The sequence below is a fragment of the Wenzhouxiangella indolica genome, from assembly GCF_042310355.1.
GTDB lineage: Bacteria > Pseudomonadota > Gammaproteobacteria > Xanthomonadales > Wenzhouxiangellaceae > Wenzhouxiangella.
This window is the reverse complement of sequence record NZ_JBHJMR010000007.1, coordinates 44,302-70,135: the sequence shown is the minus strand read 5'-3', so window position 1 is coordinate 70,135 and position 25,834 is coordinate 44,302. Positions and strand designations below refer to the sequence as shown.

At 65.5% G+C, this 25,834-nt stretch carries 29 protein-coding genes; 19 read left to right on the top strand and 10 right to left on the bottom strand.

The window, feature by feature from the left end; translation table 11 throughout:
• The first annotated feature begins 2 nt into the window (after nt 1–2).
• Both aspS and ACDC67_RS09545 read left to right on the top strand, forming a co-directional pair.
• A complete protein-coding gene (aspS, locus tag ACDC67_RS09550) occupies nt 3–1,766 on the top strand; it encodes an aspartate--tRNA ligase (protein WP_376692622.1) in 1,764 nt (587 codons plus the stop codon).
• A gap of 192 nt (nt 1,767–1,958) precedes the next feature.
• Nucleotides 1,959–2,591, top strand: a complete 633-nt coding sequence (locus tag ACDC67_RS09545) for an esterase/lipase family protein (RefSeq protein ID WP_376692620.1) — start codon at nt 1,959–1,961, stop codon at nt 2,589–2,591.
• Between the two features lie 172 nt (nt 2,592–2,763).
• Here the strand turns inward: ACDC67_RS09545 and ACDC67_RS09540 are convergent, their stop codons facing one another.
• Nucleotides 2,764–3,798 (bottom strand): hypothetical protein, encoded by a 1,035-nt coding sequence (locus tag ACDC67_RS09540; protein ID WP_376692619.1) that lies wholly within the window; start codon nt 3,796–3,798, stop codon nt 2,764–2,766.
• A 309-nt stretch (nt 3,799–4,107) separates the two neighbouring features.
• On the opposite strand from ACDC67_RS09540, the gene ACDC67_RS09535 reads away from it, so the two are divergent.
• The 13 genes from ACDC67_RS09535 to cysQ all read left to right on the top strand — a co-directional run bounded on the left by ACDC67_RS09535 (nt 4,108) and on the right by cysQ (nt 14,578).
• Nucleotides 4,108–4,845, top strand: a complete 738-nt coding sequence (locus ACDC67_RS09535; RefSeq protein WP_376692618.1) for a YebC/PmpR family DNA-binding transcriptional regulator — start codon at nt 4,108–4,110, stop codon at nt 4,843–4,845.
• Nucleotides 4,846–5,001: 156 nt separating this feature from the next.
• Nucleotides 5,002–5,490: a crossover junction endodeoxyribonuclease RuvC gene (ruvC, locus tag ACDC67_RS09530; RefSeq protein ID WP_376692616.1), complete on the top strand. Its 489-nt coding sequence runs from the start codon at nt 5,002–5,004 to the stop codon at nt 5,488–5,490.
• Nucleotides 5,487–6,071 carry a Holliday junction branch migration protein RuvA gene (ruvA, locus tag ACDC67_RS09525; protein ID WP_376692614.1) on the top strand — a complete coding sequence of 195 codons (585 nt, stop codon included), beginning with the start codon at nt 5,487–5,489 and terminating at the stop codon, nt 6,069–6,071. The genes ruvC and ruvA overlap by 4 nt, the downstream gene beginning before the upstream one ends.
• Nucleotides 6,071–7,108, top strand: a complete 1,038-nt coding sequence (gene ruvB / locus ACDC67_RS09520; RefSeq protein ID WP_376692612.1) for a Holliday junction branch migration DNA helicase RuvB — start codon at nt 6,071–6,073, stop codon at nt 7,106–7,108. Before ruvA ends, ruvB begins: the two co-directional genes overlap by 1 nt.
• Nucleotides 7,105–7,530, top strand: a complete 426-nt coding sequence (locus tag ACDC67_RS09515) for a YbgC/FadM family acyl-CoA thioesterase (RefSeq protein WP_376692610.1) — start codon at nt 7,105–7,107, stop codon at nt 7,528–7,530. Before ruvB ends, ACDC67_RS09515 begins: the two co-directional genes overlap by 4 nt.
• Nucleotides 7,527–8,216 (top strand): protein TolQ, encoded by a 690-nt coding sequence (gene tolQ, locus ACDC67_RS09510; protein ID WP_376692609.1) that lies wholly within the window; start codon nt 7,527–7,529, stop codon nt 8,214–8,216. Before ACDC67_RS09515 ends, tolQ begins: the two co-directional genes overlap by 4 nt.
• 18 nt (nt 8,217–8,234) lie before the next feature.
• Complete coding sequence (gene tolR / locus ACDC67_RS09505) at nt 8,235–8,669, top strand: protein TolR (RefSeq protein ID WP_376692607.1); 435 nt, start codon at nt 8,235–8,237, stop codon at nt 8,667–8,669.
• A 170-nt stretch (nt 8,670–8,839) separates the two neighbouring features.
• On the top strand, nt 8,840–9,829 hold the full coding sequence (gene tolA / locus ACDC67_RS09500) for a cell envelope integrity protein TolA (RefSeq protein WP_376692605.1): 990 nt from the start codon (nt 8,840–8,842) through the stop codon (nt 9,827–9,829).
• On the top strand, nt 9,807–11,117 hold the full coding sequence (gene tolB, locus ACDC67_RS09495) for a Tol-Pal system beta propeller repeat protein TolB (protein WP_376692603.1): 1,311 nt from the start codon (nt 9,807–9,809) through the stop codon (nt 11,115–11,117). The genes tolA and tolB overlap by 23 nt, the downstream gene beginning before the upstream one ends.
• A 50-nt stretch (nt 11,118–11,167) precedes the next feature.
• On the top strand, nt 11,168–11,698 hold the full coding sequence (pal, locus tag ACDC67_RS09490; RefSeq protein WP_376692602.1) for a peptidoglycan-associated lipoprotein Pal: 531 nt from the start codon (nt 11,168–11,170) through the stop codon (nt 11,696–11,698).
• 29 nt (nt 11,699–11,727) lie between these two features.
• Nucleotides 11,728–12,555 (top strand): tol-pal system protein YbgF, encoded by an 828-nt coding sequence (gene ybgF, locus ACDC67_RS09485; RefSeq protein WP_376692601.1) that lies wholly within the window; start codon nt 11,728–11,730, stop codon nt 12,553–12,555.
• A gap of 176 nt (nt 12,556–12,731) precedes the next feature.
• Entirely contained in the window at nt 12,732–13,592 is an 861-nt protein-coding gene (gene galU, locus ACDC67_RS09480; RefSeq protein WP_376692600.1) for a UTP--glucose-1-phosphate uridylyltransferase GalU, read from the top strand.
• A 176-nt stretch (nt 13,593–13,768) separates the two neighbouring features.
• Nucleotides 13,769–14,578 carry a 3'(2'),5'-bisphosphate nucleotidase CysQ gene (gene cysQ, locus ACDC67_RS09475; protein ID WP_376692598.1) on the top strand — a complete coding sequence of 270 codons (810 nt, stop codon included), beginning with the start codon at nt 13,769–13,771 and terminating at the stop codon, nt 14,576–14,578.
• 27 nt (nt 14,579–14,605) lie between these two features.
• Here cysQ and ACDC67_RS09470 read toward each other — a convergent pair whose 3' ends face one another.
• Both ACDC67_RS09470 and ACDC67_RS09465 read right to left on the bottom strand, forming a co-directional pair.
• Nucleotides 14,606–15,538 (bottom strand): SPFH domain-containing protein, encoded by a 933-nt coding sequence (locus ACDC67_RS09470; RefSeq protein WP_376692596.1) that lies wholly within the window; start codon nt 15,536–15,538, stop codon nt 14,606–14,608.
• 40 nt (nt 15,539–15,578) lie between these two features.
• Entirely contained in the window at nt 15,579–16,052 is a 474-nt protein-coding gene (locus ACDC67_RS09465) for an NfeD family protein (protein ID WP_376692595.1), read from the bottom strand.
• Nucleotides 16,053–16,217: 165 nt separating this feature from the next.
• On the opposite strand from ACDC67_RS09465, the gene ACDC67_RS09460 reads away from it, so the two are divergent.
• Entirely contained in the window at nt 16,218–18,092 is a 1,875-nt protein-coding gene (locus ACDC67_RS09460) for an ATP-binding cassette domain-containing protein (protein WP_376692593.1), read from the top strand.
• A gap of 25 nt (nt 18,093–18,117) precedes the next feature.
• Here ACDC67_RS09460 and ACDC67_RS09455 read toward each other — a convergent pair whose 3' ends face one another.
• The 3 genes from ACDC67_RS09455 to ACDC67_RS09445 form a co-directional block, all read right to left on the bottom strand.
• Nucleotides 18,118–18,255 carry a DUF3096 domain-containing protein gene (locus ACDC67_RS09455; protein WP_376692591.1) on the bottom strand — a complete coding sequence of 46 codons (138 nt, stop codon included), beginning with the start codon at nt 18,253–18,255 and terminating at the stop codon, nt 18,118–18,120.
• 90 nt (nt 18,256–18,345) lie between these two features.
• Nucleotides 18,346–18,879 (bottom strand): gamma-glutamylcyclotransferase, encoded by a 534-nt coding sequence (locus tag ACDC67_RS09450; protein WP_376692590.1) that lies wholly within the window; start codon nt 18,877–18,879, stop codon nt 18,346–18,348.
• Complete coding sequence (locus ACDC67_RS09445) at nt 18,876–21,014, bottom strand: pilin (protein ID WP_376692588.1); 2,139 nt, start codon at nt 21,012–21,014, stop codon at nt 18,876–18,878. The genes ACDC67_RS09450 and ACDC67_RS09445 overlap by 4 nt, the downstream gene beginning before the upstream one ends.
• Nucleotides 21,015–21,193: 179 nt before the next feature.
• Here ACDC67_RS09445 and ACDC67_RS09440 point away from each other — a divergent pair, with 179 nt between their 5' ends.
• Together ACDC67_RS09440 and ACDC67_RS09435 are read left to right on the top strand one after the other, a co-directional pair.
• A complete protein-coding gene (locus ACDC67_RS09440) occupies nt 21,194–21,676 on the top strand; it encodes a YajQ family cyclic di-GMP-binding protein (protein WP_376692586.1) in 483 nt (160 codons plus the stop codon).
• A gap of 21 nt (nt 21,677–21,697) precedes the next feature.
• Nucleotides 21,698–22,180 (top strand): nuclear transport factor 2 family protein, encoded by a 483-nt coding sequence (locus ACDC67_RS09435; RefSeq protein WP_376692585.1) that lies wholly within the window; start codon nt 21,698–21,700, stop codon nt 22,178–22,180.
• 34 nt (nt 22,181–22,214) lie between these two features.
• Here the strand turns inward: ACDC67_RS09435 and ACDC67_RS09430 are convergent, their stop codons facing one another.
• Genes ACDC67_RS09430 through ACDC67_RS09420 form a run of 3 tightly spaced genes read right to left on the bottom strand, consistent with a single transcriptional unit; the run spans nt 22,215 to nt 24,681 of the window.
• Nucleotides 22,215–23,261, bottom strand: a complete 1,047-nt coding sequence (locus tag ACDC67_RS09430; protein ID WP_376692584.1) for a zinc-binding dehydrogenase — start codon at nt 23,259–23,261, stop codon at nt 22,215–22,217.
• Nucleotides 23,258–23,593, bottom strand: coding sequence for an SET domain-containing protein (locus tag ACDC67_RS09425; protein ID WP_376692582.1), 336 nt, complete (start codon nt 23,591–23,593; stop codon nt 23,258–23,260). The genes ACDC67_RS09430 and ACDC67_RS09425 overlap by 4 nt, the downstream gene beginning before the upstream one ends.
• Nucleotides 23,590–24,681, bottom strand: a complete 1,092-nt coding sequence (locus ACDC67_RS09420) for a hypothetical protein (RefSeq protein WP_376692580.1) — start codon at nt 24,679–24,681, stop codon at nt 23,590–23,592. The genes ACDC67_RS09425 and ACDC67_RS09420 overlap by 4 nt, the downstream gene beginning before the upstream one ends.
• On the opposite strand from ACDC67_RS09420, the gene ACDC67_RS09415 reads away from it, so the two are divergent.
• Nucleotides 24,680–25,168, top strand: coding sequence for a GNAT family N-acetyltransferase (locus ACDC67_RS09415; protein WP_376692578.1), 489 nt, complete (start codon nt 24,680–24,682; stop codon nt 25,166–25,168). The genes ACDC67_RS09420 and ACDC67_RS09415 overlap by 2 nt on opposite strands.
• On the opposite strand, the gene ACDC67_RS09410 is transcribed toward ACDC67_RS09415, so the two are convergent.
• Nucleotides 25,157–25,729, bottom strand: a complete 573-nt coding sequence (locus ACDC67_RS09410) for a YkvA family protein (protein WP_376692577.1) — start codon at nt 25,727–25,729, stop codon at nt 25,157–25,159. The genes ACDC67_RS09415 and ACDC67_RS09410 overlap by 12 nt on opposite strands.
• Between the last annotated feature and the right edge of the window lie 105 nt (nt 25,730–25,834).

The window sequence follows — 25,834 nt, the reverse complement described above, 5'->3', positions numbered from 1 at the left end:
CGATGCGTTCTCATCTTTGCGGACAAGTCACCGAGAACCTCGACGGCCAGCAGGTCACCGTTTGCGGCTGGGTCAATCGCGCCCGTGACCTCGGCGGGCTGATCTTCATCGGCCTGCGTGATCACGCCGGCGTGTTGCAGGTCGTGGTCGAGCCCGACAACGAGCCCGCCTTCGCCGAGGCCGAGAAGCTGCGCAACGAGTTCTGCGTGCGCCTGACGGGCACCGTGCGCATGCGGCCCGAGAGCCAGTGGAATCCCGACATGCCGACCGGCAAGGTCGAGGTGGTCGCCGACTCGCTCGAGATTCTCAGCGCGGCGGCACCGCTGCCGCTGCTGATGAACGACGAAGACGGCGAGGAAGTGCGCCTGAAGTATCGATTCCTCGATCTTCGTCGCCCGCGGCTGCAGCGCAACCTGCGCCTGCGCTCGAAGCTGACCGGCGCGATCCGGCAGTTTCTCGACGCGCGCGATTTCGTCGATGCCGAAACACCGATCCTGACCCGCGCCACGCCCGAGGGCGCGCGTGACTACCTCGTGCCTTCCCGCGTGCAGCCGGGCAGCTTCTTTGCGCTGCCGCAGTCGCCGCAGATCTTCAAACAAATCCTGATGATGACCGGGCTCGACCGTTACTACCAGATCGCGCGCTGCTTCCGCGACGAGGACCTGCGCGCCGATCGCCAGCCCGAGTTCACCCAGCTCGACATGGAAATGGCCTTCGTCGAGGAGGCCGACGTGCAGGGCACGGCCGAAAAGCTCATCCGGCGGGTGTTTTCCGACGTGCTCGATGTCGAACTGCCCGATCCCTTCCCGCGCATGACCTACGCCGAGGCAATGCGTCGCTACGGTTCCGACAAGCCCGATCTTCGCATCGACCTGGAGCTGGTCACGATCTGCGAGCACGTGCGTCACGTCGAGTTCAAGGTCTTCTCCGGCCCGGCCAACGACCCGGCTTCGCGCGTGGCCGCGCTGCGCGTGCCCGGCGGTGCCGAACTCACGCGCAAGCAGATCGACGGCTATACCGAGTTCGTCGGCCGCTACGGCGCGAAGGGCCTGGCCTGGATGAAGGTCAACGACGCCGCCGCGGGTCTCGAGGGCGTTCAGTCGCCGGTGGCCAAGTTCCTCGACGAGCAGGCGGTCCGGGGCATCCTGGCGGACACCGGCGCCAGCGACGGCGATATCCTGTTCTTCGGTGCCGGCGAGAAGCCGGTGGTCAGCACCTTTCTGGGCGCGCTGCGCCTGCAGGTGGCCAAGGACCTCGACCTCGTGCAGGAAGGCTGGAAGCCGCTCTGGGTGGTCGATTTCCCGATGTTCGAATACGACGCCGACGACGGTCGCTACTACGCGCTGCACCATCCCTTCACCGCCCCGGCGGTCAATGACGGCGACGCGCTCAAGGCCGATCCGGTCAACGCCCTGTCGCGCGCCTACGACATGGTGCTCAACGGCTCGGAAATCGGCGGCGGCTCGATCCGTATCCACGACCCGAAGCTGCAGCAGGCCGCCTTCGACGTGCTCGGCATCGACGAGACCGAGGCCAAAGCCCGCTTCGGCTTCCTGCTCGAGGCCCTGAAGTACGGCTGCCCGCCCCACGGCGGCATCGCCTTCGGCATCGACCGCATCGCCGCGCTCATGGCCGGCGAAGACTCCATCCGCGAAGTCATCGCCTTCCCCAAGACCGCCAATGCCTCCTGCCTGATGACCGGCGCCCCGGCGGCGGTGGAGGCCGAGCAGTTGAAGGAGTTGAAGTTGCGCTCGGAGGCGGAATGACCAATGACCAAGCACCAATTTTCAAACAAATCTCAATGGGCCAATGATCAATGTCCGAAACAAAGGCGATTGGTGCCGGCTTTGGTCATTGAAAATTGATCATTGGTCCTTGTTTGAAAATTGGAATTTGGTACTTGGTCATTTCGCCAGAGGTGCTTGGTCATTGGATATTGAGGACGACGGCCACCGTAGATGAACTCAGCCACCGATCCCCGAACCGTCGTCCTGGTTCACGGCCTCTGGTGGGGGTCCTGGAGCATGGGCCTGGTCGGTCGGCGCTTGCGTGCGGATGGTTTTGACGTTCATGCCTTCGGTTACCCCACCATGCGCCGGTCGCTGCGGGCCCACGCGAAAGCCCTGCGCGATTTCATCAAGGGCCTGAACCTGGACCAGGTCGACCTGGTCGGCCATTCTCTCGGCGGGCTGGTGATCCTGCGTATGCTCGACGAGTACGCCGACCTGCCGCCCGGCCGGGTCGTCTTGCTGGGCTCGCCCGTCAATGGCTCGGCCGTCGGGCGGCGCGTGGCCGATCGGAGCCTTTTTCGACCGCTGGTCGGGCAGGCGCGCACGGCGCTCGAGGACGGTTTCTCGCACGCGCCGGCCGGCCGCGATACCGGCGTGATCGCCGGCAGCCGACCGGTCGGCATCGGCCGGATCTTCGGCCCCCTCGACAGCCCCAACGACGGCACGGTCAGCGTGGCCGAATGCCGGCTGGAGGGCGCGAGCGAGTGCATCCTGCCGGTGACGCATACGGGGTTGGTGACGGCGCCGGTGGTGGGGAAGGCAGTGGCCGCGTTTCTCGGGACAGGGAGTTTCCCAGACTGAAGAGTCGGTCATTGGAATGATCAAGAACCAAATTCCAATTTCCAAACAAACCTCAATGACCGAATGGCCAATGACCGAAACGGCGGCTATTGGCACCCGTTTCAGTCATTGATCATTGGTCCTTGTTTGAAAATTGGCGTTTGGCAATTGATCATTCGCGCATCAGCGCGTTTCACTCCCACGGATTGCAGTCGTACCCGGCGGTGCGGATGATGCGCTCGGCCACGAAATCTCCGCTGCCCAGCTGCCCCTCGCTGAAGTTGTAGCCGACCAGCAGCGTGTTGCAGTCGAGCGCCTCGACCGTCATGGTGCCAATCGAGAAGGCGTCGACGTCGTCCTCGCTGAAGCTGCCCGGCTCGACGGTGAAGAATTCGCCGCCGTAGAGTTCGAACATCTCCAGCGTTACCTGGTCGAAGCCGGGTTCGAGGCTGCCCTCGGCGCCGAGCACCCAGAACGGTTCGCCGTTGAGATAGGTAAAGAAGATGGCCGTGAGGTTGTTGGTGCCCTCGATCTCCTCGCCGATCTGCAGCACCAGGCCGCTGTTGGGAATTCCTTCGATGACGTACTGGCCCGACATGCGGCCGTGCAGGGTCGGGTAGGTGTTCTGCGGCGGATCCAGTTCCGGCGCGTAGGCGGGGATGTCGAACAACTCGTAATCGGCGTTGGAGGCCTGTGCGTACTGCCCCCAGAACATCTCGAGCGTGAAGGGGTCGTTATACTCGACCGGCCCGAACTCGGTTTCCCCGTCGACCGAGAAATAGTCGACGGCCAGCACGTAGGTCACACCCGCCTCGCCGATCGCGTTGCCGGTGGCGCCGACGTCGCCGGCGGCCGGGTGACGCTGGAGTTGGGCGACATGGCCGGGCAAGTCCACCGTGCCGGCCTCGGCGAACAGGCGCGGCACGAGCACCGGGCCGCCGCTGATCTTGCGCAGCCTGACCATCACGACGGAGTAGTCCTCGTCGTGGCAGCCCGTGCGCCAGATGTTCACGCGCACCCGCGCGGTCGGCGCGTCGGCGTCGACCGACGGCACGTAGACATCCTCGTCGAACAACATTTCACCGCCCGGGGGTTCCTGCTGCGGCAGCGAGACCGCCACACAGCCGGGCGGGAAGGGCGTGTCCAGGTCGGTGAGCACGTTGATCTCGCCGTTGGCCGAGGCGTGGCCGACGAGCACGAAGGTCAGGGCGAGCAGCAAACTACGCATGGTCTTGGGGATCCCGTCGAATGTGGCGTCAATTCTAGCGCCAGAATCTGACTTGAAGCTGAATAAAAGACAGGTTTCAGGTTTCAGGTTTCAGGGTTCAGGCGGTAGCCGCGAAGATGTGCGGGGCGGACAAGCCGCGAGAAGGGCTGGGCAGCCGAGAAGTGCGCCCTCAATGCGGGCGACAGCATATCGCGGCTCGTCCGCCCACCACGCGTGTCCGTTGCCGCCTGAAACCTGAACCCTGAAACCTGAAACCTTCTTCCCATCGGTTAAAATGCCCGATTAACCAAAATCGGAGGCAACCGTCCCATGGCCGGTCACAGCAAATGGGCCAATATTCAGCACCGCAAGAAGGCGCAGGACGCCAAGCGGGGCAAGATCTTTACCCGATTGGTCCGCGAGATCTCGGTCGCGGCCCGCGAGGGCGGCGGCGATGCGGACAGCAACCCGCGGCTGCGCCTGGCCATCGACAAGGCCAACGGCGCGAACGTGCCCAAGGACAATATCGAACGCGCCATCAAGAAGGCGACCGGCGACCTGGAAGGCGCGTCCTACGAGGAGCTGCGCTACGAGGGCTACGCGCCCGGCGGTGTCGCGGTCATGGTTGATTGCCTGACCGACAACCGCAACCGCACGGTCTCGGAAGTGCGCCACGCCTTCAACAAGCACGGCGGCAACCTGGGCACGGACGGCTCGGTGGCTTTCCAGTTCGAGAAGAAGGGCGTGATCACCTTCGCGCCGGATGTCGGCGAGGACAAGGTGATGGAGGCCGCCCTGGAAGCCGGCGCCGAGGACATCGTCAATCACGAAGACGGCGCCATCGAGGTGCTGACCGAGCCGGAAGCGTTCGAGGCCGTCCGCGACGCCTTTCGCGCCGCCGGGCTGGAATTCGAGGAAGCCGAGGTCACCGAACGGCCCAACAACTTGATCGAAGTCGATGCCGAAACCGGCCGCAAGGTGCTCAACTTCCTCGACGTGCTCGAAGACCTCGACGACACGCAGAATGTGTGGTCGAACGCGGATATTCCGGCTGAGGCGTATGAGTGATTTTTCGGGACTCGGGACTCGGGACTCGGGACTCGGGGAAGCCGCCCCGGCGCCAACTAATGCCGTGGCCACTCCCGATCGGAGTCTCCGATTCTGCAGAACCCACATAGCCATCAGTAGCGAGTCCCGAGTCCCGAGTCCCGAGTCCCGTCAACCATGAGAATCCTCGGCCTGGACCCCGGTTCGCGCAAGACCGGTGTGGGCATCATCGAGGGTGAGAGGCTCATCCATGCCGAGACGCTCAAGCTCGGTGGCGGGCCCATGCCCGAGCGGCTGGGTCTGATCTTTACCGAGGTTCAGCGGGTGATCGCCGAACATGCGCCGGAAGTGGCGGCCGTCGAGACGGTGTTCATGAGTCGCAACGCGCAGGCCGCGATCAAGCTCGGGCAGGCGCGGGGGGCGGCGATTTGTGCCGTCGTCGGCGCCGGCCTGGCGGTGCACGAGTACGCGCCGCGCGAGATCAAGCAGGCCATCGTTGGTCGCGGCGGTGCGGGCAAGGAGCAGGTCCAGCACATGATTCGCGCCCTGATGAGGATCGACGTGGACCTCGGGGAAGATGCGCACGATGCACTCGCCGTGGCCCTGTGCCATCATCACACCGCACAGACCGCCAGTAGATTGCCGCCCGGAGTGGTATTGCGATGATCGTTCGATTGCAGGGAATCCTCGTTTCGCGCCAGCCGCCCTCGCTGGTGGTCGACGTCGGCGGCGTCGGCTACGAAGTCGAAGCGCCGCTCAACGTCTTCGATCGCCTGCCCGCCGACGGCGAGCCGCTGACCATCCTGACGCACCTGGCGATCAAGGATGACGCGCACACGCTCTACGGATTTCTGGCCGAGTCCGATCGCAAGCTGTTCCGGGAGCTGCTCAAGGTCTCGGGCATCGGTCCGCGCCTGGCCCTGGCGATCCTGTCAGGGGTCTCCGGCGACGATTTCGCCCTGATGGTCGAGGCCGGCGACAGCCAGGCCCTGACCCGGCTGCCGGGCATCGGCAAGAAGACCGCCGAACGGCTGATCCTCGAAATGCGCGGCAAGGTCTCCGACCTGGGCGGGGAAAGCGGCGTGTCCGGCGGGGCGCTCAGCGCCGATGCCGAGGCGCGCGAGGCGCTGACCGCGCTGGGTTATTCCTCGTCCGAAGCGCTGAAGATGGTCAAGGCGGTGGCTGACAAGGATCTCACCGCCGAGGCCCTGATCCGGGCCGCGCTCAAGAAGAAGATGCAGGGCTGATGGACGAGGAAAGACTGGTCGCCGCCGAAGTCGACCGCGACGAGGCCCGCATCGAGGCGAGCCTGCGTCCCGACCGCCTGGGCGAGTACATCGGCCAGTCGGCCATGAAGGAACGCCTGGGCATCTACCTGGAGTCGGCCCGCGGGCGTCACGAGGCGCTCGATCACGTCCTGATCTTCGGTCCGCCCGGCCTGGGCAAGACCACCCTGGCGCACGTCATCGCCCACGAGATGGGCGTCAACGTTCGCCAGACCTCCGGTCCGGTGCTCGAGCGCGCCGGCGACCTGGCCGCGCTCCTGACCAATCTCGAGCCCGGCGACGTGCTGTTCGTCGACGAGATCCATCGCCTGAGCCCCGTGGTCGAGGAAGTGCTCTACCCGGCGATGGAGGACTACCGCATCGACATCATCATCGGCGAGGGTCCGGCGGCCCGATCGATCCAGCTTGACCTGCCGCGTTTTACCCTCGTGGGTGCGACCACCCGGGCCGGCCTGTTGACCTCGCCGCTGCGCGATCGCTTCGGCATCGTCGAACGCCTGGAATTCTATGCCCCCGACGAGCTGGCCGAGATCGTGACCCGCTCGGCCGGCATCCTCGGTATCGAGACCGAGGACGCCGGCGCGCTGGAGATCGCCCGGCGCTCGCGCGGGACGCCGCGTATCGCCAACCGCCTGCTGCGCCGGGTGCGCGATTTCGCCCAGGTGCGCGCCAACGGCCGCATCGTCGAGTCGGTCGCCGGCGAGGCGCTGGAGATGATGCAGGTCGACGCGCGCGGATTCGATGCCATGGATCGCCGCCTGCTGCAGAAGCTGGTCGAGGACTTCGGCGGCGGACCGGTGGGCGTGGAAAGCCTTGCCGCCGCGCTTTCGGAAGAGCGCGGCACGATCGAGGACGTGATCGAGCCCTACCTGATCCAGCAGGGATTCTTGATGCGCACCGCCCGCGGCCGCATGGCCACCGCCGCGACCTGGAAGCATTTCGGGCTCAATCCACCCGACAAACCCGACGACCTGTTCAGCGACCGCTCCGAGACATGATCGAGCCCTTTCGCTACCGCGTCTACTGGGAAGACACGGATGCCGGCGGCGTGGTCTATCACGCCCGCTACCTGGCCTTCTTCGAGCGCGCACGCTCCGACTGGCTGCTGGCCATGGGTTTTCCCCAGGTCCCCATGCGCGCGGAGCAGAACCGCCTGTTCGTGGTCCGACGGGTCGACACCCGATTTATCGCGCCGGGGCGGCTGGAAGATGAACTCGAGATCACGAACGGCGTCGAACATGTGCGAGCGGCCTCGCTGACCTTCAATCAGCGCATGGTTCGCGCGGCCGACGGCGAACTGCTGGCCACCGCGCGCGTGGACGCCGCCTGCCTGGCCGCCGACCGCTTCGTGCCGGCGCGCATGCCCGAAGCGCTGCGCGCGGCCATTCAAAAACTACAACAGGAACAGGAATCGCGATGAACGGCGAGTTGCAAGTCTGGGAACTCATTCTCGAAGCCAGCCTGCTGGTCCAGTGCGTCATGGCGCTGCTGGTGGCCGCCTCGGTGCTTTCATGGATGGTGATCTTCCGCAAGCGCCAGATGCTCTCCAGGGCCGAGTCACGCTCGCGCAAATTCGAGGAGAAGTTCTGGTCGGGCGCCGATCTCAACAATCTCTACGATTCGGTCGCCGGGAACCGGGAGCCGCGCGAGGGGCTCGAAGCCCTGTTCGAGGCCGGTTTCCGCGAGTTCTCGCGCCAGCGCGAGGAGGGCCGGATCGACGCCGACGCGCTCACCAACGGCGCCCAGCGCGCCATGCGCGTGACCCTCACGCGCGAGATGGATCGCCTCGAGCACCGCCTGAGTTTCCTGGCCACGGTCGGCTCGGTCAGCCCCTACGTCGGCCTGTTCGGCACGGTCTGGGGCATCATGAATTCCTTCCGCGGCCTGGCCGGCTCGCAGCAGGCGACCATCGCGATGGTCGCCCCGGGCATCTCCGAGGCGCTGATCGCCACCGCCATGGGCCTGTTTGCCGCCATTCCGGCGGTGGTCGCCTTCAACAAGTTCTCCACCCAGGTCGAGCGGCTGGAAGTGCGCTACGACAACTTCAAGGAAGAGTTTTCGTCGATTCTGCACCGGCAGGGTCGGCGCCTGCAGGAAAAGGGCTGACAGAGGTTCTCGCTGATTATGTCCGACCAACCCTATATCCGGCGCCGGCGCAAGCGCATGTCCGAAATCAACGTCGTGCCCTATATCGACGTGATGCTGGTTCTGCTGATCATCTTCATGGTCACCGCGCCGCTGATGAACCTGGGCGTGGAAGTGGAGCTGCCGAGCGGTTCGGCCGAGCCGCTGACCGACCAGGGCGACCCCCTGATGGTCACCGTCACCGCCGAGGGCGATCTCTACCTCGATACCGGCGATGCCGCCGAACTGGTCGACGATCAGACCCTGGTCGAGACCGTGAGCGCCATCGTGGCCCGCAATCCGCAGCTGCAGGTCACCGTCACCGGCGACAGGAACGTGGACTACCAGCACATCTATGGCGCCATGGTGTTGCTGCAACGCGCCGGCGTGGCCTCGGTCGGTCTCGTGGGCGACCCCGAGCCCGATTCTGAATAGAACCGCAGATGAATGCAGATCAGCTCAGATGATTTTTGTATCGATTTGGCGTGCCTCGCAGCCAACCGCCGCATTTCGAATCGCCCAGTCACTGCAATGAGATCCGGCTCTTTCCTTTATCTGTGTTCATCTGTGTTCATCTGTGGACAATTTTGTTTTTCCGGGCCTGAATGATGCTCTCCCCCCAGCGAAAACAGGCGATCAAGGACGCGCTGGCGGCCTTCGGGCTGGCGGTGGCCGTGCACCTGGGTTTCGTGCTGATCCTGGTTGTCGGCACCTGGAACTGGGAGGCGTTCGAACACAAACCACTGCCGGTGCAGGTCACCCTGGTCGACCAGGGGCCGATGGTAGAGCAGCGCCGGGAGGAAGAGCAACAGGCCGAAGCCGAACGCCAGCGTCGGGAAGAAGAAGCCGAGCGTCAGCGCCAGGCCGAGCAAGCGCGTCAGGAGCAGGCCGAGCAGGAACGTCAGGAACAGGCCGAGCGAGAGCGCCAGGCCGAACGTCAGCGTCAGCGTGAGGAAGAGCGGGCCGAGCAAGAGCGCCAGGAGCAGCTCGAGCAGCAGCGCCGGGAAGAAGCGCAGCGTCGTGAGCAGGAGGCCGAGCGTCGCCGCCGCGAGGACGAGGAAGCCCGGCGCGAGGCCGAAGAGGAAAGGCGGCAGATGGAGCGCGAGCGCCGCGAACGCGAACAAGCACAGCAGCGCGAACTCGAGGAATTGCGTCGCCAGAGCGAGGCGGCCCAGCGCGAGCGCGAGGAACAGCAGCGCCGGCTCGACGAACTGGCCGAGCGCCGTGAGCGCGAAAGTGAACAGGAACAGGCCGAGGAAGAGGCCGAGCGCCTCCGACTGGCCCAGGAACAGGCGGATGCCGATGCCCGGCGCGCGACCTTGCGCGAGGAGTACGTCGCAACCATCCGCGAACTGGTCCGGCGCAGCTGGATTCGGCCGCCGACGGCGTCACCGGGCGTAGAATGCGCCGTGCGCGTCATGCAGATTCCCGGCGGTGAAATCATCGATGCGAGTATCGTGTCACCCTGCAATGCCGACGACGCCACGCGCCGCTCGATCACCGCGGCGGTCATGCGCGTCGGAAATTTGCCCTACCGAGGTTATGAAGATGTATTCGAGCGCCAGATCACTTTTGACTTCCGTTACGACGGCTAGCGTCCTGCTTCTTGCCCTGCTGGTCTCCGCGCCGGCGGCGGCCGAGCTGCGCATCGAGATCGTCGACGGCGTCGAGGGCGCCATGCCGATCGCCGTCGCGCCGTTCGCCTGGAACGCCGATATGCCGGAACCCGAGGCGGGCGTGGCCGAGATCGTCAGCGCCGACCTCCATCGTTCCGGCCTGTTCGATCCGATGGACGAAGAGGAAATGGTCGATCGGCCGTCGGATCCGACCGAGGTCCGGTTCGGCACCTGGCGCCTGCTCCAGGTCGATCACCTGGTGGTCGGATCGGTGCGCGAGACCAACGACGGCATGGGCTACGAGATCGAATACCACCTGCTCGACGTGCACTCGGGGCGGATCGTGCTCTCGCAGGCGCTGACCGTCGGTCTCGGCGACCTTCGATTCGGCGCCCACCGGGTTGCGGACGCCGTCTACGAGGCCCTGATGGGCGTCCCCGGCGCCTTTGCCACGCGCGTGGCCTACGTGGTGGTTCGAGACGGCGACGACGGCAATGAAAGCTTCGAGCTGGTGGTCGCCGATGCCGACGGGCACAACCCGCAGACGGTCGTGCGCAACAGCCAGCCGATCATGTCGCCCACCTGGTCGCCCGACGCGCGCAAGCTGGCCTACGTGTCGTTCGCCACCGGGCGCTCGCAGGTCATCATCCAGGATCTCTATACCGGCCAGAACCGTGTGGTCAGCGCCGACAAGGGCATCAACGGCGCGCCGGCCTTCTCGCCCGACGGTGAAAAGCTGGCGGTCAGCCTGTCGCGCAGCGGCAGCCCGGAGATCTGGGTCATCGACCTGGAAACCCAGCGCAGCGAGCAGCTGACCCATCACTGGTCGATCAACACCGAGCCGACCTGGTCGCCCGACGGCGAACGCATCTACTTCACCTCCGACCGCGCCGGTCGTCCGCAGATCTACGTCATGGACGCCGCGGGTGGCGATCCCGAGCGCGTGACCTGGGAAGGTCGCTACAACGCCCATGCCAGCATCGGCCTGGAGGAACGCTACCTGGCCGTCATTTACAGCGATGGCGACCAGGACTATCGCATCGCGATCCATGATCGCGAAACGGAGCGTTTACGTGTATTATCTGACGGTCGGCTTGACGAATCGCCGAGCTTTGCACCGAACGGCAGCATGGTGCTCTATGCCACCCGCCGCGACGGCAACAGCGAGCTGGCGGCCGCTTCGGCCGACGGTCGGATTCGTCAGCGGCTGGTCCTGAGCGAGGGTGACGAAGTTCGGGAGCCCGCCTGGTCGCCACTGATTCGATAAACGATATGAAATTGCCCCTAACAATGCCTGTACGACTCCCAGGAGGTAGCATGAAGACTGCACTGCGATTCATCGCCCTTGTCATGCTGGCCGCCATTCTGGCTGCCTGCGCAAGGGAAACGGTTGAAGAACCCGAAGCCCCGGAACCCCCGCCGACGCAAGAGCCGGCTGAAGAGCCGGAAACCGATCGCCTCGACCCGCGTGATTTCAGCGATCCGCGCAATCTCGACAACTCCGACAGCCTGCTGAGCCAGCGCGTCGTCTACTTCGAGTTCGACCGTTCCAACGTTCGCTCGCAGTTCCGTCCGATCATCGAGGCGCACGCGGAATACCTGCGCAACAATTCCTCGGCTCGCGTGATGCTCGAAGGGCATGCGGACGAGCGTGGCTCGCGTGAATACAACCTCGGCCTGGGCGAGCGCCGCGGCAACTCGGTGCAGGATCTGCTGCGCGCCAACAACGTGCCATCGAACCAGGTCGAAGTGGTCAGCTACGGTGAAGAGCGCCCGGTTTGTCGCGAGAGCGACGACGACTGCTGGCAGCGCAACCGTCGCGTGGAGATCGTCTACACGGCCCGGTAATGGCGTTGAGACAGCTCACAAGACTGGTAATGATTGCGGCGGTCGGCCTCGTGCCGGCCGCCGTAATTCCCGTACATGCCCAGGACAACAGCAACCTGGTCTACGACGTCCAGGCGCTGAAGGAAGAAGTGCGCGAGTTGCGCGGCATGGTCGAGTCGCAACAGCGTGAGATCGAGAATCTGCGTCGCCGCCAGCGCGATCAGTACCTGGATCTCGACCGTCGGCTGCAGGCGCGGGAACAGGAGCAGGGCAGTGACGTCACGGCCCCGAATGACCGGGACTCTGCGTCCGAGCCTTCCGAGTCCTCTTCGGAACGAGCACCGGTTTCTCCGGCCAGCGATTCCGTACCTTCTTCGCGATCCGGAAATGACGCGCCGGAAGTGCGCGAGCCGCTCGACGCAGAGGCCGAGATCACGCCGCTGGCCGAGCCCTCGACGGGCCGGTCCCGGGACCTGGATTCGGTCGGAGAAGACGAGAAGAACGACTATGAGCGGGCTTTCCGCGCGCTCAGGGAGACCCGCTACGCCGATGCCGCCGAGGGCTTTTCGGCCTTCCTCGAACAGTATCCGGATTCTGCCTACGCACCCAACGCGCTCTACTGGCTGGCCGAAACCTACTACGTCACGCGCGACTTCCAGACGGCGCTGGACTACTTCGACGAGTTGCTCGAGCGATTCCCGGACAGCAGCAAGCAGGGCGATGCGCTGCTCAAGATCGGTTTCAGCCACTACGAGCTGGAGCGCTGGAACCAGGCGCGTGCCGCGCTCGAGCAGGTTCGCAGCGAGCACCCCGGCACCACGCTCGCGCGCCTGGCCGAGGGACGCTTGCGGGATATGCGGCTGGCCGGGCATTACTGAAGCGGTCGACGGTTTACGGACCACGGTTTACGGTTTACGTAACCCGTGACCCGTAACCCGTAACCCGTAACCCGTAACCCGTAACCCGGAACCCGGAACCCGGAACCCGGAACCCGGAACCCGGAACCCGATTTCCGCTACCATGCCCCTTTGGCAACCCAGGGGCTCTACGAACCATGATCGATACCGTCGTCTTCCCCGTCGCCGGGCTCGGCACCCGATTCCTGCCCGCGACGAAAGCCATCCCGAAGGAAATGCTGCCTGTCGTCGACAAGCCGCTGATTCAGTACGCGGTGGAAGAGGCCGTGGCGGCCGGTGCGCGTCGCCTGGTGTTCGTCACCGGGCGGACCAAGAACGCGATTGCCGACCACTTCGACATGGCCTACGAGCTCGAGACCGAGCTCGAACAGCGCGGCAAGCATGAACTGCTCGAACTCGCGCAGAACACGGTACCCGCCGGCGTCGAATGTCTCTACGTCCGGCAGCGCCAGGCCCTGGGCCTGGGACACGCCGTGCTCTGCGCCCGCTCGCTGGTCGCCGGTGACGCCTTCGGGCTGATCCTGCCCGACGACCTGGTCGACAACGGCGATGATCCGGTGCTCGCACAGCTTGCGCGTCACCACGCCGAAACCGGCGCCTCGGCGATCAGCGTCGAGGAAGTGCCGCGCGAGAAGACCCGTTCCTACGGTGTGGTGGATGTCGAGTCGTTCAGCGGTCGCAGCGGTCGCATTCGCGGCGTGGTCGAAAAGCCCGAGCCGGAGGACGCGCCTTCCAACCTGGCCATCGTCGGGCGCTACGTCCTGAACTCGCGCATCTTCGAACTGCTCGAGCACACCGCCCCGGACCACCGCGGCGAGATCCAGATCACCGACGCCATCGCCACGCTGCTCGACGAGCAGGCGGTCGACGCCTACCAGTTCGAAGGCCGCCACTACGACTGCGGCTCCAAGCTCGGCTTCCTCCAGGCCACCGTCGACCTCGGCCGCAAGCACCCCGAGCTGGGGGGCGACTTCTCGGCGTGGCTTGAAAACAATTGAAAACAAACCTTTGAAACGCAAAGACGCAAAGACGCAAAGAAAACTAGAATTCAATTAGGGACAGAGCCGAAACCCGGGACTTTCCGAAGTCATTCTGTTCCACAAATGGTTGAGTCTTTTCCCTTCGCGTCTTGGCGTCTTTGCGTTTAGATTTTTTTGGAAATTGAGAGAATTCAATGCAATCAGATGATCTGCTGCCGCGCGTGCGCGAGGCTGTGGCCGAGGCCGGTGAGGCCATCATGGCGGTCTACAACGACCCGGCCACGACCGAGTTTGTCGACAAGGAAGACAACAGCCCGCTGACCGAGGCCGACCTGGCCGCCAACCGCATCCTGGTCGAGCGCCTGCAGGCGCTGACCCCCGATGTGCCCATCCTTTCGGAGGAATCGAAGCAGGCGCCTTGGTCGCAGCGCAAGCATTGGCGGGAACTGTGGGTGGTCGACCCGCTCGACGGCACGCGCGAGTTTCTCAAGCGAAACGGCGAGTTCACGGTCAACGTGGCCTTGGTGCGCGACCACAAGCCCGTGCTGGGCGTGGTCTACGCCCCGGCGCTGGATCGCTGGTACTTCGCCTCGATCGAGGACGGCGCCTGGCGCCAGGATGACGCGCGCGAACCGGTCGCCATCGAGGCCGGGCACAAGCAGGATGATCGGCCCTGGCAGGTGGTCGGCAGCCGTTCGCACAACACGCGCGAAGTCGAGGATTTCGTGGCCCGGCTGGGTTCGGCCGAATTCGTGGCCATGGGTAGCTCGCTCAAGCTGTGCCTGGTCGCCGACGGTTCGGCCCATATCTACCCGAGGCTCGGGCCGACCTGCGAGTGGGATACCTGCGCCGCGCAGGCGGTGGTGGAAGCCGCCGGCGGGCAGGTGGTCAACGCCGAAACGGGCGAGCCCCTGACCTACAACGCTCGCGAGGAAGTGCTCAATCCCTGGTTCATTGCTTGCAGGGAGCCCGATAGAGCATGGTTCGAAGCGACGACCGGCTGAGCCGGCCGTCGTTCAAGGACGCCGATCTCAGGCGGCGGGTGACTTGACGCTCTTGTTGAGCGTCTGGGCCAGGCCCGCGACGACGCCGCCGATGTCCGACAATTCGGCCGGCAGAATGAGCGTGTTGGTTTCCTTGGCCAGCTTGCCGAACTCGCCCACGTACTGCTCGGCGATGCGCAGGCTCACGGCCTCGCTGCCGCCGGGCTGGTTGATGGCGCTGGCGATGCGCTCGATGCCGGCGGCCGTCGCCTCGGCAAGCAGGCGGATTTCTTCCGAATGGCCCTTGGCCTCGTTGATCTGCTTTTGCATGTCACCTTCGGAGACATTGATCGTCTCCTGCTTCATGCCCTCGGAAACGTTGATCTTGGCTTGTCGGGCACCCTCCGACTCGGCCACGGTTGCCCGGCGCTCGCGTTCGGCGCGCATCTGCTTTTCCAGCGCGTCGCGAATGGTCTCGGGCAGGATGATGTCGGCGACCTCGTAGCGCAGCACCTTGATGCCCCAGGGTTCGGCGGCCTCCGACAGGGCCTCGACCACCTTCTCGTTGATGATCACGCGTTCCTCGAAACTCTTGTCGAGGTCGGTCTTGCCGATCACCGAGCGCAGGGTGGTCTGGGCCAACTGGATGGCGGCGTAGCGGTAGTCCTCGATTCCGTAGGAGGCCGAACGGGCGTCCATGACCTGCATGTAGATCACGCCGTCGACGTGGATCTGGATGTTGTCCTTGGTCACGCAGGCCTGTTGCGGCACGTCGATCGCTTCTTCCTTGAGCGTGTGCTTGTAGGCGACGCGGTCGACAAACGGAATCATCAGGTGGAAGCCGGCGTCGAGCACGCTGTGGAAGCGCCCGAGACGTTCGACCACGTAGGCCGAGCGCTGCGGCACGATCTGGGCGGTCTTGACCACCGCGATGATGACGATCGCCAGCACGATCAGTGAAAGAACGGTTGCAAAGTCCATCGATGGATCCCTCTGTAGTGAAAATTCTAAAAAATGACGATCAGCCGGCCTGATCGTGCGCGTGGTCGGGCCGCTCGGCCGAGACCAGCAGGGTGATGCCGCGATGACCGACGACCCAGGCGGTGTCTCCCTCGCCGAGTTCGCCGTTTTCGCATTCGGCCTTCCATTCGGCGCCGCTGAGCCGCACCTTGCCGACGCCCTCGGAGAAGCTCCGGGTCACGGTCACGCGTTCGCCGCGCGCGGCGACCAGGTCGCGATCGCCGTCCCAGCGGTCGGAGACGCTGCCGCGGAACCAGACCCGGATCTTTTCGCGGGCGAACAGCAGTGAACCGACCGACAGCACGGCGAAGACGATGACCTGCTCGGGCAGGCTGCCGAGCAGGCCCATGGCCGTCAGGAGGCCGACCAGGATCGCGCCGATGCCGAAGAACAGGGCGACGACACCCGTTGCAAAGAATTCGGACAGGACCAGCAGGGCCCCGAGGATCAGCCAGAACCAGGACTGTTCGATCATCAATTTCTCCCTCCGTGAACCGACGCCAGGCCACGGCGTGCCATGGCTACCCGCAAGTCTACTGCAACCCTAACGCGGTGGCATGGCCGATAAGTCATGCATTCGGGTGTCGATTCCGTACAATGGCGGTCCGTTTCGCCCCTTCGGTCCGCAAGGCCCTTGCCCATGTCCCTGGTTGCCATTCGCAAACTCGATTTCAGTATCGGCGGCCCGCTGTTGCTCGAACAGGTCGAGCTCGATATCGACGCCGGCGAGCGCGTCGCGCTGGTCGGTCGCAACGGGGCGGGCAAGTCGACGCTGCTCAAGCTGATCGCCGGCGAAATCGAGCCCGACGACGGTGAAATCATCCGGGGTAGCGGCGTGCGCGTCGCCACGCTGCCGCAGGAGGTGCCGGGCGAGGCCCAGGGCAGCGTTTTCGATCAGATCGCGCAGGGCCTCGGCGATGTCGGCGAGTTGCTGGCGGAATTCCATCGCCTCAGCGAGGCTGAATTCGATCCCGATGCCTTCGCGCGCGTGCAGGCAAAGCTCGATGCCACCGGCGGCTGGGACGTCGACCAGCAGGTCGAGCGCGTGCTCGAGCATCTCGGGCTCGACGGCGAAGCCCGCTTTGCCGAGCTCTCCGGCGGCATGAAGCGCCGCGTGCTGCTGGGCCAGGCCCTGGTACAGAGCCCCGACGTGCTGCTGCTCGACGAGCCGACCAACCATCTCGACATCGAGTCGATCGAGTGGCTCGAGGGCTTCCTCAAGGAGTTTACCGGCAGCCTGGTCTTCGTTACCCATGATCGCCGCTTCCTGCAGAACCTGGCCACGCGCATCGTCGAAATCGATCGCGGACAGGTCACCTCCTGGCCGGGCGACTGGCAGAACTACCTGCGCCGCGTCGCCGAGCGCGCCCATGCCGAGGAACTCGAGAACCAGCGCTTCGACAAGAAGCTGGCCGAAGAGGAAGTCTGGATCCGCCAGGGCATCAAGGCGCGCCGCACGCGCAACGAAGGTCGGGTGCGCGCGCTCAAGCGGATGCGCGAGGAACGCTCCCAGCGGCGCGAGCGCCAGGGCAGCGTGCAGATGGAGGCCTCCAGCGCCGGCCAGTCCGGGCGCAAGGTGATCGAGGCGGAGGACGTCAGCTTCGCCTGGGAAGATCGAATCATGGTGCGCGATTTCTCCACCACGGTCTTTCGCGGCGATCGCATCGGCCTGATCGGGGCCAACGGCAGCGGCAAGTCGACCCTGCTGCAGCTGCTGCTCGGCCAGCTCGAGCCCCAGGCGGGCACGGTGACCCTGGGGACCAACCTGGAAGTCGCCTACTTCGACCAGCACCGCTCGGTGCTGCGCGACGACTGGTCGGCGGCCGAGAACGTGGCCGACGGACGCGATTTCGTCGAGATCAACGGCAAGCGCAAGCACATCATCGGCTACCTGCAGGATTTCCTGTTCACGCCCGAGCGGGCACGCGCACCGATCAGCAAGCTCTCCGGGGGCGAACGCAACCGCTTGTTGCTGGCGCGTCTGTTCGCCCGGCCGTCCAACCTGCTGGTCATGGACGAACCGACCAACGACCTCGACGCCGAGACCCTCGATCTGCTCGAGGAACTGCTGGCCGAGTACAGCGGCACGCTCCTGCTGGTTAGCCACGACCGCCAGTTCCTGGACAACGTGGTCACGGCGACTTTCGTGATGGAAGGCGACGGCCGCGTCGGGGAATACGTCGGCGGCTACAACGACTGGCTCAGGCAGCGGCGCGTCGATGCCGAGCCCGCGCCGGCCACCGGGCAGGGCAAGTCGCCGCCGCCGAGAGGCAAGCCCGAAAAGAAGCCGGCCAAGCTCAGCTACAAGCTCGCGCGCGAACTCGAGCAGCTGCCCGAGAAGGTCGAGGCGCTCGAATCACGCGTCGCCGAGCTCTCGGAGCGGATGAACGAGCCGGATTTCTATCGCCAGGATGCCGAGGCCATCACCCGCCACAATGCCGAGGTCGAATCGGTCCAGGCCGAGCTGGACGCCGCCTATCGGCGCTGGGAAGAACTGGAAAGCCGGACCGGGTAAGCCCGGCCCGATCCAATCGGGTTTTCTACAGTCCGAAGATCCCCACGATGCCGATCACGATCAGATAGATCGCCACGATCAGGTTGAGCAGCTTGGGCACGATCAGGATGGCGATGCCGGCGATCAGTGACAGGATGGGTACCATTTCGAGGTGGAGGGTCATGCGCATTCTCCTTGGGGTGGGTGATCCGGTACGGTCATTCGACCGTTGCAATCACCGTATCAGAATGCCTGGTCGACTTCTTCCCGGCAGTCAGTCGGCATCGTTGAGCAGGGCCCTGACGCGCCGTTCGAGATCGAAGACGTGTTCGTCCTCGTCGCCGAGTTCGCGCAGCGATTCAGCCAGCCTGAGCAGGTAGTCGCGGTTCAGGCCGCTCGGTCCGCGGGCGGCGACGATGTGTTCGGCCAGAACCTGCGGCTCGTCCGGCCCGAGAAAGGCCGGATTGTCGCGGCCCGCCACGTAGAGCATGCCCGCCACCGACTTGCCGCGACGGAGCAGGTCGATAGTCACGCGGTGGTGCTGGTAGCCGTTTTTCTCGCGATGGTCGAGGTGCTCGAACACGTCGTGTTCGACGCGGTAGGCCATGCCGCGGCAGGTGCGGGCCGCATCCGGAACCAGGGTCACGACCCGGCCCGGCGCCTCGGGCGTGCCCCGGTGGTCGTGTGAGCCCTGCCAGAAGCGGCGTACCCAGCCGTTGATCTGCGCCGGCTCGCGATCCAGGTAGGGAAAATCCACCTTGTAGATCAGCGAGCCGTAGCCAAAGACCCAGTCGCTTTCGGTGCTCACCGGCAGCTGGCGGGGAGGTGCTTGTCCTCGACGGTGTCGCTGCTGCAGGTCCAGCCAGTGAGCATTTCCGCCTCGATCTGGGGGCTGATCATCAGCTTGGCGTTTTCCGCCAGGCCCGAGCCACCGGCGAGGACCAGCCTCAGGCCGGGCGGCTCCGACTGCCAGATGGCGTTGACGACACCGGGCCCCAGCGGGATGGCGGCCGCCCAATCCGCAGCCGCCGCGCTCGGTGGCAGTCGGCCCTGCTCGGACACGTGGCGGGCGACCAGGCCGCGGAATTCGGCGGTCGAAGCGTAGGCCGTCGCCAGCTCGGCGCGGGCACGGTAGTCCTGGTAGGCGGGCACGGCCACGGCCGCGGCAACGCCCAGCGCCGCCACGGCGCTCAGGCCGCCGGCGTAGAACAGGTCGCCGGGGTGATTCTCGAAGGCCAGGGTGGCGCCGAGCCGGCCCTGCGCGTAGTGCACGGCGAATCCCACCGTGCCGGTTTCGGGCAGGTCGAGTTCGCGGGCCGTCGGGAAGGCGGAGACGTCGATGTCGGCCTCGAGCATGTCGGCGATGCCCAGAAGAGAGCTGATGTAGTAGTAATAGTTGCGTCGCGGGGCGTCGTTGAGGCGCAGGGCGCCGAACACGCCGGCATGCTCGGTATCCACGCCGGAATTGGCCAGCCACTCGCCGACGACGACGTCACCGGGATGGTCGAGGCGCGCCATCAGCACCTGCGGAACGGCGGCGATCAGGATGCGGTCATCCTCCTGCATCCAGAACAGGTGCGTGCCGACCTGCATGGATCGGCCCATGATGAACGCCAGGCCGGGGTTGCTCTCGCGCAAGTCGCCGATCTCCTCGGCGATGTCGATGCCCGGAATGACGAGGTGATGGATCCGTGCCCCGCCGATGCGCGTGCTCGATTGCTCGATGTCGAAGTGGCGGGCGAGGGCGTCCCAGAACCTGGTCCATCGTTCGCCGTCGCTCTCGTGCACCAGGTAAGTACCGTTTTCGTCGTCGACCAGGAGCATGCGCCCGGCCAGGGTCTCGATGACGCTTTCCAGGTCGAGGCCGATTTCTTCCTCGAGCCGGGCGCTGGCCTCGGCCAGCTCCGTTCCGGCATCCTCGCCGAGCGAAGCGGTGGCCTGCTCCAGCCAGTCGTTGTCCGGCACGGTCAGGCCGAACACGAAGTCGGGCGTTCCCGAGCTGCGAAAGTCGATCGCATCGGAAACCGGCAGGGAAAGATCCCAGACCTGTCCACCCTGACCTTCGGCGATGACGGCCAGGCGCGCCTTGCCGCCGGCGCTGCCGTAGCCCATCGCCAGCTGGCGGGTGGCGAACACGCCCAGCGCCTCGAACTGTGCCAGCTGTTCGGCGTCCAGGCCCTGGCGCATTATCGGGCCCAGCCGCGTCATGTCGGCCCACTGGAAGAAACCGAGTCCGGAAGCATCGATCTGCTGCTCGTAGTCGCGCATCGGGCTGCGATCGGGCGCCTGCCAGTCGTGGGAGGCGGCCAGTCCCTCGGCGCTGGTGTTCATCCCGGTGAGAAAGCGAGCGCGCCGGGTCCGGGGGTCGAAGTCGTAGAAGATGGGAAACATCGTGGCCAGGAGTTGTCCGGGGCCATCGCCTTCGGCCGTATCGATCAGCTTCAGTAGGCCGGCCTGGTCGGCGATCTCGGCCATCGCGGCATCGAGTTCGGCGACCGTCTCGAAGTCGAACCGGCCCTCGATGACCAGGTCCGCTTCCAGCGGTTGGGGGCCGTCACCGACCAGCGCGATCTCGAGCGGTGATCGCAGGGTTTCCAGCAGCAGCGTGAGCACCGGCGCGAGCTGGCCCATGTCGGCGGCCAGGACCTCCGGCAGGCGGGCTTGCAGCGCGCTGATGGCGTCGCGGTTGGCCTGGGTGTCCAGCCCCTTACCCAGGGCACTGGACTTGGGTGCGCCGGCCAGCCCCCACAGGCTGGGCAGGCGCAGGTAGGCAATGGTGTTTTCGGGCAGCCGGTCGATCAGCCGGGCGCGATCCGCGATGCCGACGTCCCAGGCCGAGGGTTCGTCCGCTCGCCCGGTTTCGCCCGATCCGGGGCGCTCGCAGCCGACCGTGGCGAGAACGGCGGCCAGCGAGAGCGCCATGGCAATGGAGTGGAGTTTCATCGAATGCCCTCTGGAGTGGTCGGAGATGGAATGCGCTTTTCAGCGGCAGTATAGCCGCGGTCGGCGGCGCCATTGCGTCTTCGTGGTGATCCGAAGGCAAGGTGGGGGCGGGTCGGAGGCGTTCAGCCGCAGGTCATTTGATCGTATGATGAGCGCTTCACGTTACCCGGAGAATCTGCATGCCGTCGTTCGATATCGTGTCCGAAGTCGACCAGCACGAAGTGGCCAATGCCGTCGACCAGGCCAACCGCGAGGTCGCGACCCGCTTCGACTTCAAGGGTACCGATTCCAGCTTCGAACTCGATGACCACCGGATCGCGCTCAGGACGGAGTCGGAGTTCCAGCTCGAGCAGATGCTCGATGTGCTCTATTCGAAGCTGTCCAAGCGCGGCATCGACCTCGAGGGCGTGGAGGCCGACGAGCCCGAGATCATGGCGAAGACCGCGACGCGCAACGTAACCATTCGCGTGGGCATCGACGCCGACACGGCCAAGAAGATGGTCAAGCTCGTCAAGCAGTCCAAGCTCAAGGTCCAGGCCAGCATTCAGGGCGAGCAGGTGCGCGTTACCGGCAAGAAGCGCGACGAGCTGCAGGCCGTCATGGCGCTGCTGCGCGAGGCGGAACTCGGCCTGCCGCTACAGTTCAAGAACTTCAGGGATTGACCGACAGGAGGGCCCGCCGCCATGACACGACCGATTGCCATCACCTGCCTTGTTGTCGGCCTTTGCCTGTCGCCGTGGACGTTCGCCTCGACCGCGGATCAGGCGGAGCTGGCTCGTCTGCTGGAGCGGTTTCTCGACGGGGCTTCGGTCAACGACGCGGCCGTGCACGAGCGCTTCTGGGCCGATGACCTGATCTATACCGGCTCCGATGGCCGGCGTTTCGGCAAGGACGAGATCATGGCTTCGCTGTCGGCGTCGGATGATGCCGGGGAGGCGGATGCGTCGGCGCCGCCCGAGTACTCGGCCCGGGACATCACCATCCGCGTCTTCGGCGATACCGCGGTGGTCACGTTTCGTCTCATGGCCCGCCAGGACGGCGAGGTCATCGGCGAGTATCTCAATACCGGGGTGTTTCGCAAGCGCGAGCCGGGCTGGCGGGCGGTGACCTGGCAGGCCACGCGTGCCGCCGCATCCGACGACGGCGTCGACGAGCCGGACTCCTGACCTGTCCTGCCTTCGAGAAGAACAGCATAAGCCGTCAGGGAATCAGAGCGAGCTTGCCGAGCGTCTGACCGGATTCGATCCGCCGCTGGGCCTCTGCGGCTCGAGAGAGCGTATAAGACTCGACCGGCAGGGGGTCGAGGCGGCCGTCGGCAAAGCGCTCGAGCAGCCACTCCATGCCTTCGCGCATGGACGGCGCGTGCGACTGCAGGAAACTCAGGTTGGCCGCCAATACGCTGCGGTTGCTCTGGGTCATGTCCATCGGGTTGAAGCGCGGCGTGCGCAGCCAGTCGCGCGCGAGCTTGAGCCAGTTGAGGCGGCCGTTTTGCGGCAGCATCGAGGCAAAGCCGTAGATCACCAGCCGTCCCGTCGGCGCCAGGTGTTTGTAGCTCGGTCCGAGCGTGGCGACGCCGTTGGCATCGAAGATGGCGTCATAGCCTGCCGGGGCGAGCGCTTGGGCCCGCTGCCAGAGCTTTTGGCTCGACTTGTCGATGACGGCATCGGCGCCCATGGCGCGGGCGTGGTCGACCTTGTGGGTGGCGCCGACAACGCCGACCGCGCGCACGCCGGCCAGTCGAGCCAGCTGCAGCAGGGCCGAGCCGACGCCGCCGGCGGCCGAATGCACCAGCCAGGTTTCCCCCGCCCGCGGATGAACCTGGCGGTGCACCATCCACCAGGCCGTCAGGAAAACGGTCGGCAGGGTGGCCGCCTGCTCGAAGTTCAGGCCGAGCGGCTTGGCGAACACGCCTTCGGCCGGCAGCCTGAGGTGGCTGGCGTAAGCGTTGAAAAGGCTCAGTCCGATCACTTCGTCACCGCTGCGCCAGCCTTCGACGCCGTCGCCGACAGCGGCGATCGTGCCGGCCGCCTCGAAGCCCGGCGTGATGGGGTAGCCGTGGAGCTTCTTGGCCGAAGCGTAGAGCCCCATCCGGATAATGCTGTCGGCATAGTTGACGCCGCAGGCGCGGCAGGCGATGACGATCTCGTTCGGGCCCGGCCGGGGTATGGCTTCCTCGATCAGCTCGAGTGCATCGAAGCCGCCGGGACGCGCGATGACAATCCGGCGCATGCGGCCGGACATGCTCATTCTTCCTCGTCCCAGCCGTAGTCGAAGGTGATCTCCTCGTCGGGCTCGATCCTGCGCAGGGCATAGAGCTCGTCACCCCACCAGTCGGCATTGGGCTCGGGGGCGTGGTTGAGAAAACGCATCTCGTTGGTGCCGTCGATGCCTTCCCATTGCCCGGTGTCCTCGTTCCACAGCCATAGCACGTGCATGCCGTCCTCTTCGCTGGCGGGGCCCTCGTAGGTGCCGATATAGGCGTCCGGCTCGATGCGCCGTCGGGCAAAGACTCCGTGGCCGTGAATCGGCGATTCGGCCACGTAGGCCAGCGGGTTGTCGTCGTAGTCTGTTTTCTTCATTTTTCGGCCGGCCGCAGGCGGCCGGTCTCCGGGTTGGTGTGAAGCTGCTGGTCGGCGTCGAAGCGCGGCAGGCCACGGGCGGCGAGTTCGCGCATGACGCGGTCGGCCGACTCCGGCCGCAGGGGGTAAATGTGCATCATGCGGCCGTCCTCGACGACGGTCCAGGCGACCAGGCCGGTTTCGGGATGGTGCTGCACCGTTACGCCGTCGGCGTGCTCGGTCGCGCCGACGGATTCGATCATGCTGCGGGTGTCGGGGTCGAACACGACCGGGTCCGCCGGCAGGGCGTGCCAGTCGACGGCGTGACTGTCGAGCATGGTGGTGAGCGTGCGAAAGGCGCGCAACCAAAGGGCGTAATCGTCGGTTTCGCCGTCGAACTGGTCGAGGCTGGCAAAGGGGATCTGCACGCCCGAGCCGGCCTTCCAGTAGGCTCGCAGACCCCCGGGCAGCGACTCGTGGTCGTGATCGCGCTCGCCGTCGACCAGTATCTGTTCGACCACGGGCCAGAAACCGCCCAGTCCGGCACCATCGAGCTGGACATGCTGCAGGGCGATGAGGTCGGCCAGGGTCAGCAGCTGGCCGTGCACGGAGTCGATGCCGGCGGACTCGCCGAGCAGGGCGCGCGCCGGCGGATCGATGCTGCCGCGTTCGAACAGTTCGTCCTCGAGCGCGTCGCGAAGCGCTTCGGCGTCTTCGGCCGGGCAGGTCAGCGTCATCGGAAGCGCCAGAAACAGGCCCTGCGGCGCTTGTGCGGGCGGCTGAAGTGCCTCGTGCGGCATCCGGCCCCGGTGGGCGCCGATCGCCACGATGCGCGGCTCGAAACCGCGCTCGCGCAGGGTGGCCTGGGCCAGCTCTTCCAATGCCTCCCAGGCCGGAAAGCCGGGGCGCATCAATTCGAACGGCTCGAACAGGGCCGCGCCCACCACCAGCATGCCGCGCTCGACCGAGGCGACCGTGCGTTGGAGGTCCTCGGCGAGGTGGCCGGCCAGGCGCTCGGCCCGGTGTCGGTCGAGCACCCGCTCGGGATTCGTTCCCGGCTCGATTTCCAGTCCGGCCAGCAGCCGGATATGATGCACACTTTCATTCATGACGGTAACCGTTCCGGCGATGACCCAGGCAATAAAATGGCGCGTGGAGCGCTTCGACGAGCTGTCACTCGATCGACTTTACGCCATCCTGGCTGCCAGGGTGGCCGTGTTCGTGGTCGAGCAGGACTGTCCCTACCAGGATCTCGACGGGCTCGATGGTTGCGGCCTGCATGTCGCGGCCTGGTCCGGCCATGATGTGCTGGCTTACGCCCGAGTACTGCCGCCGGGCGGGCGATTTGCCGAGCCGTCCATCGGCCGCGTGCTGACGACGCAGTCGGCGCGCGGCAGCGGCCTGGGGCGGGAACTGATGCATCGCGGCATCGAGACCGCCGAGGCGCATTTCCCCGGCATGGCGTTGCGGATTTCCGCGCAACAGTATCTCGAGCGTTTCTACACCGAACTCGGATTCAGGGTCGTCAGCGAGCCGTACCTCGAGGACGGCATTCCGCACCTCGAGATGCTCCGTGCGGCAGGATCAGAACAGTGAGAAGGGCGACTTGCCCGAGCCGCCGCTACCGCCACCGCCGCGGCGCCGCCGCCGGCGCATGCGCGAGAGAAGCTCCTGCTCGCGGGACTTGAGGTAGTCCCCCCGATTGAGTTCCTCGGGCTTCATGCCGCGTCGATTGGCTTCGGCTTCGCGGTAGTTGACGAAGTCCCGGTAGGCCTCGACCTCCGGCTTGAGTTCGCGCGCCATCAGTTCGATCATGATGGCGTCGTCGAGGAATCCCAGGCCGGGAATGTGGTCCGGGATCAGATCCTGCGGGTCGTTGAAGTAGGCCAGGGCGGCCAGCACCCTCTGGCGGCCGACTTCCTGCATGCCCCAGCCTTCGTCTTCGAGCATATCGATGAGCAGGCCGAGCATATCGAGGCGGCTGCGGACGAACTCACTGCTCTTGCCTCGCTCGGAGGCTTCCTCGATCAACTTGCGTGCGCTGCTGATGATCTGTTCGGGTTTTTGCTCGCGCGTGTTGTCCATGGCCTTGCGGGCCATGTCGCGAAAGCGTTCGAGATCCTTTTCGGAAAAGTCGAGTGTGATTTTGAGGCTCATGGGTCGATTCCCTGCATGTTCTTGGACAGCGAGCGGGTCAGGCGCATAGCTTAGTGTACCGCGCTCTATAAGTTACAAGGTGAGTGACGGAGTACACTAAAGCGC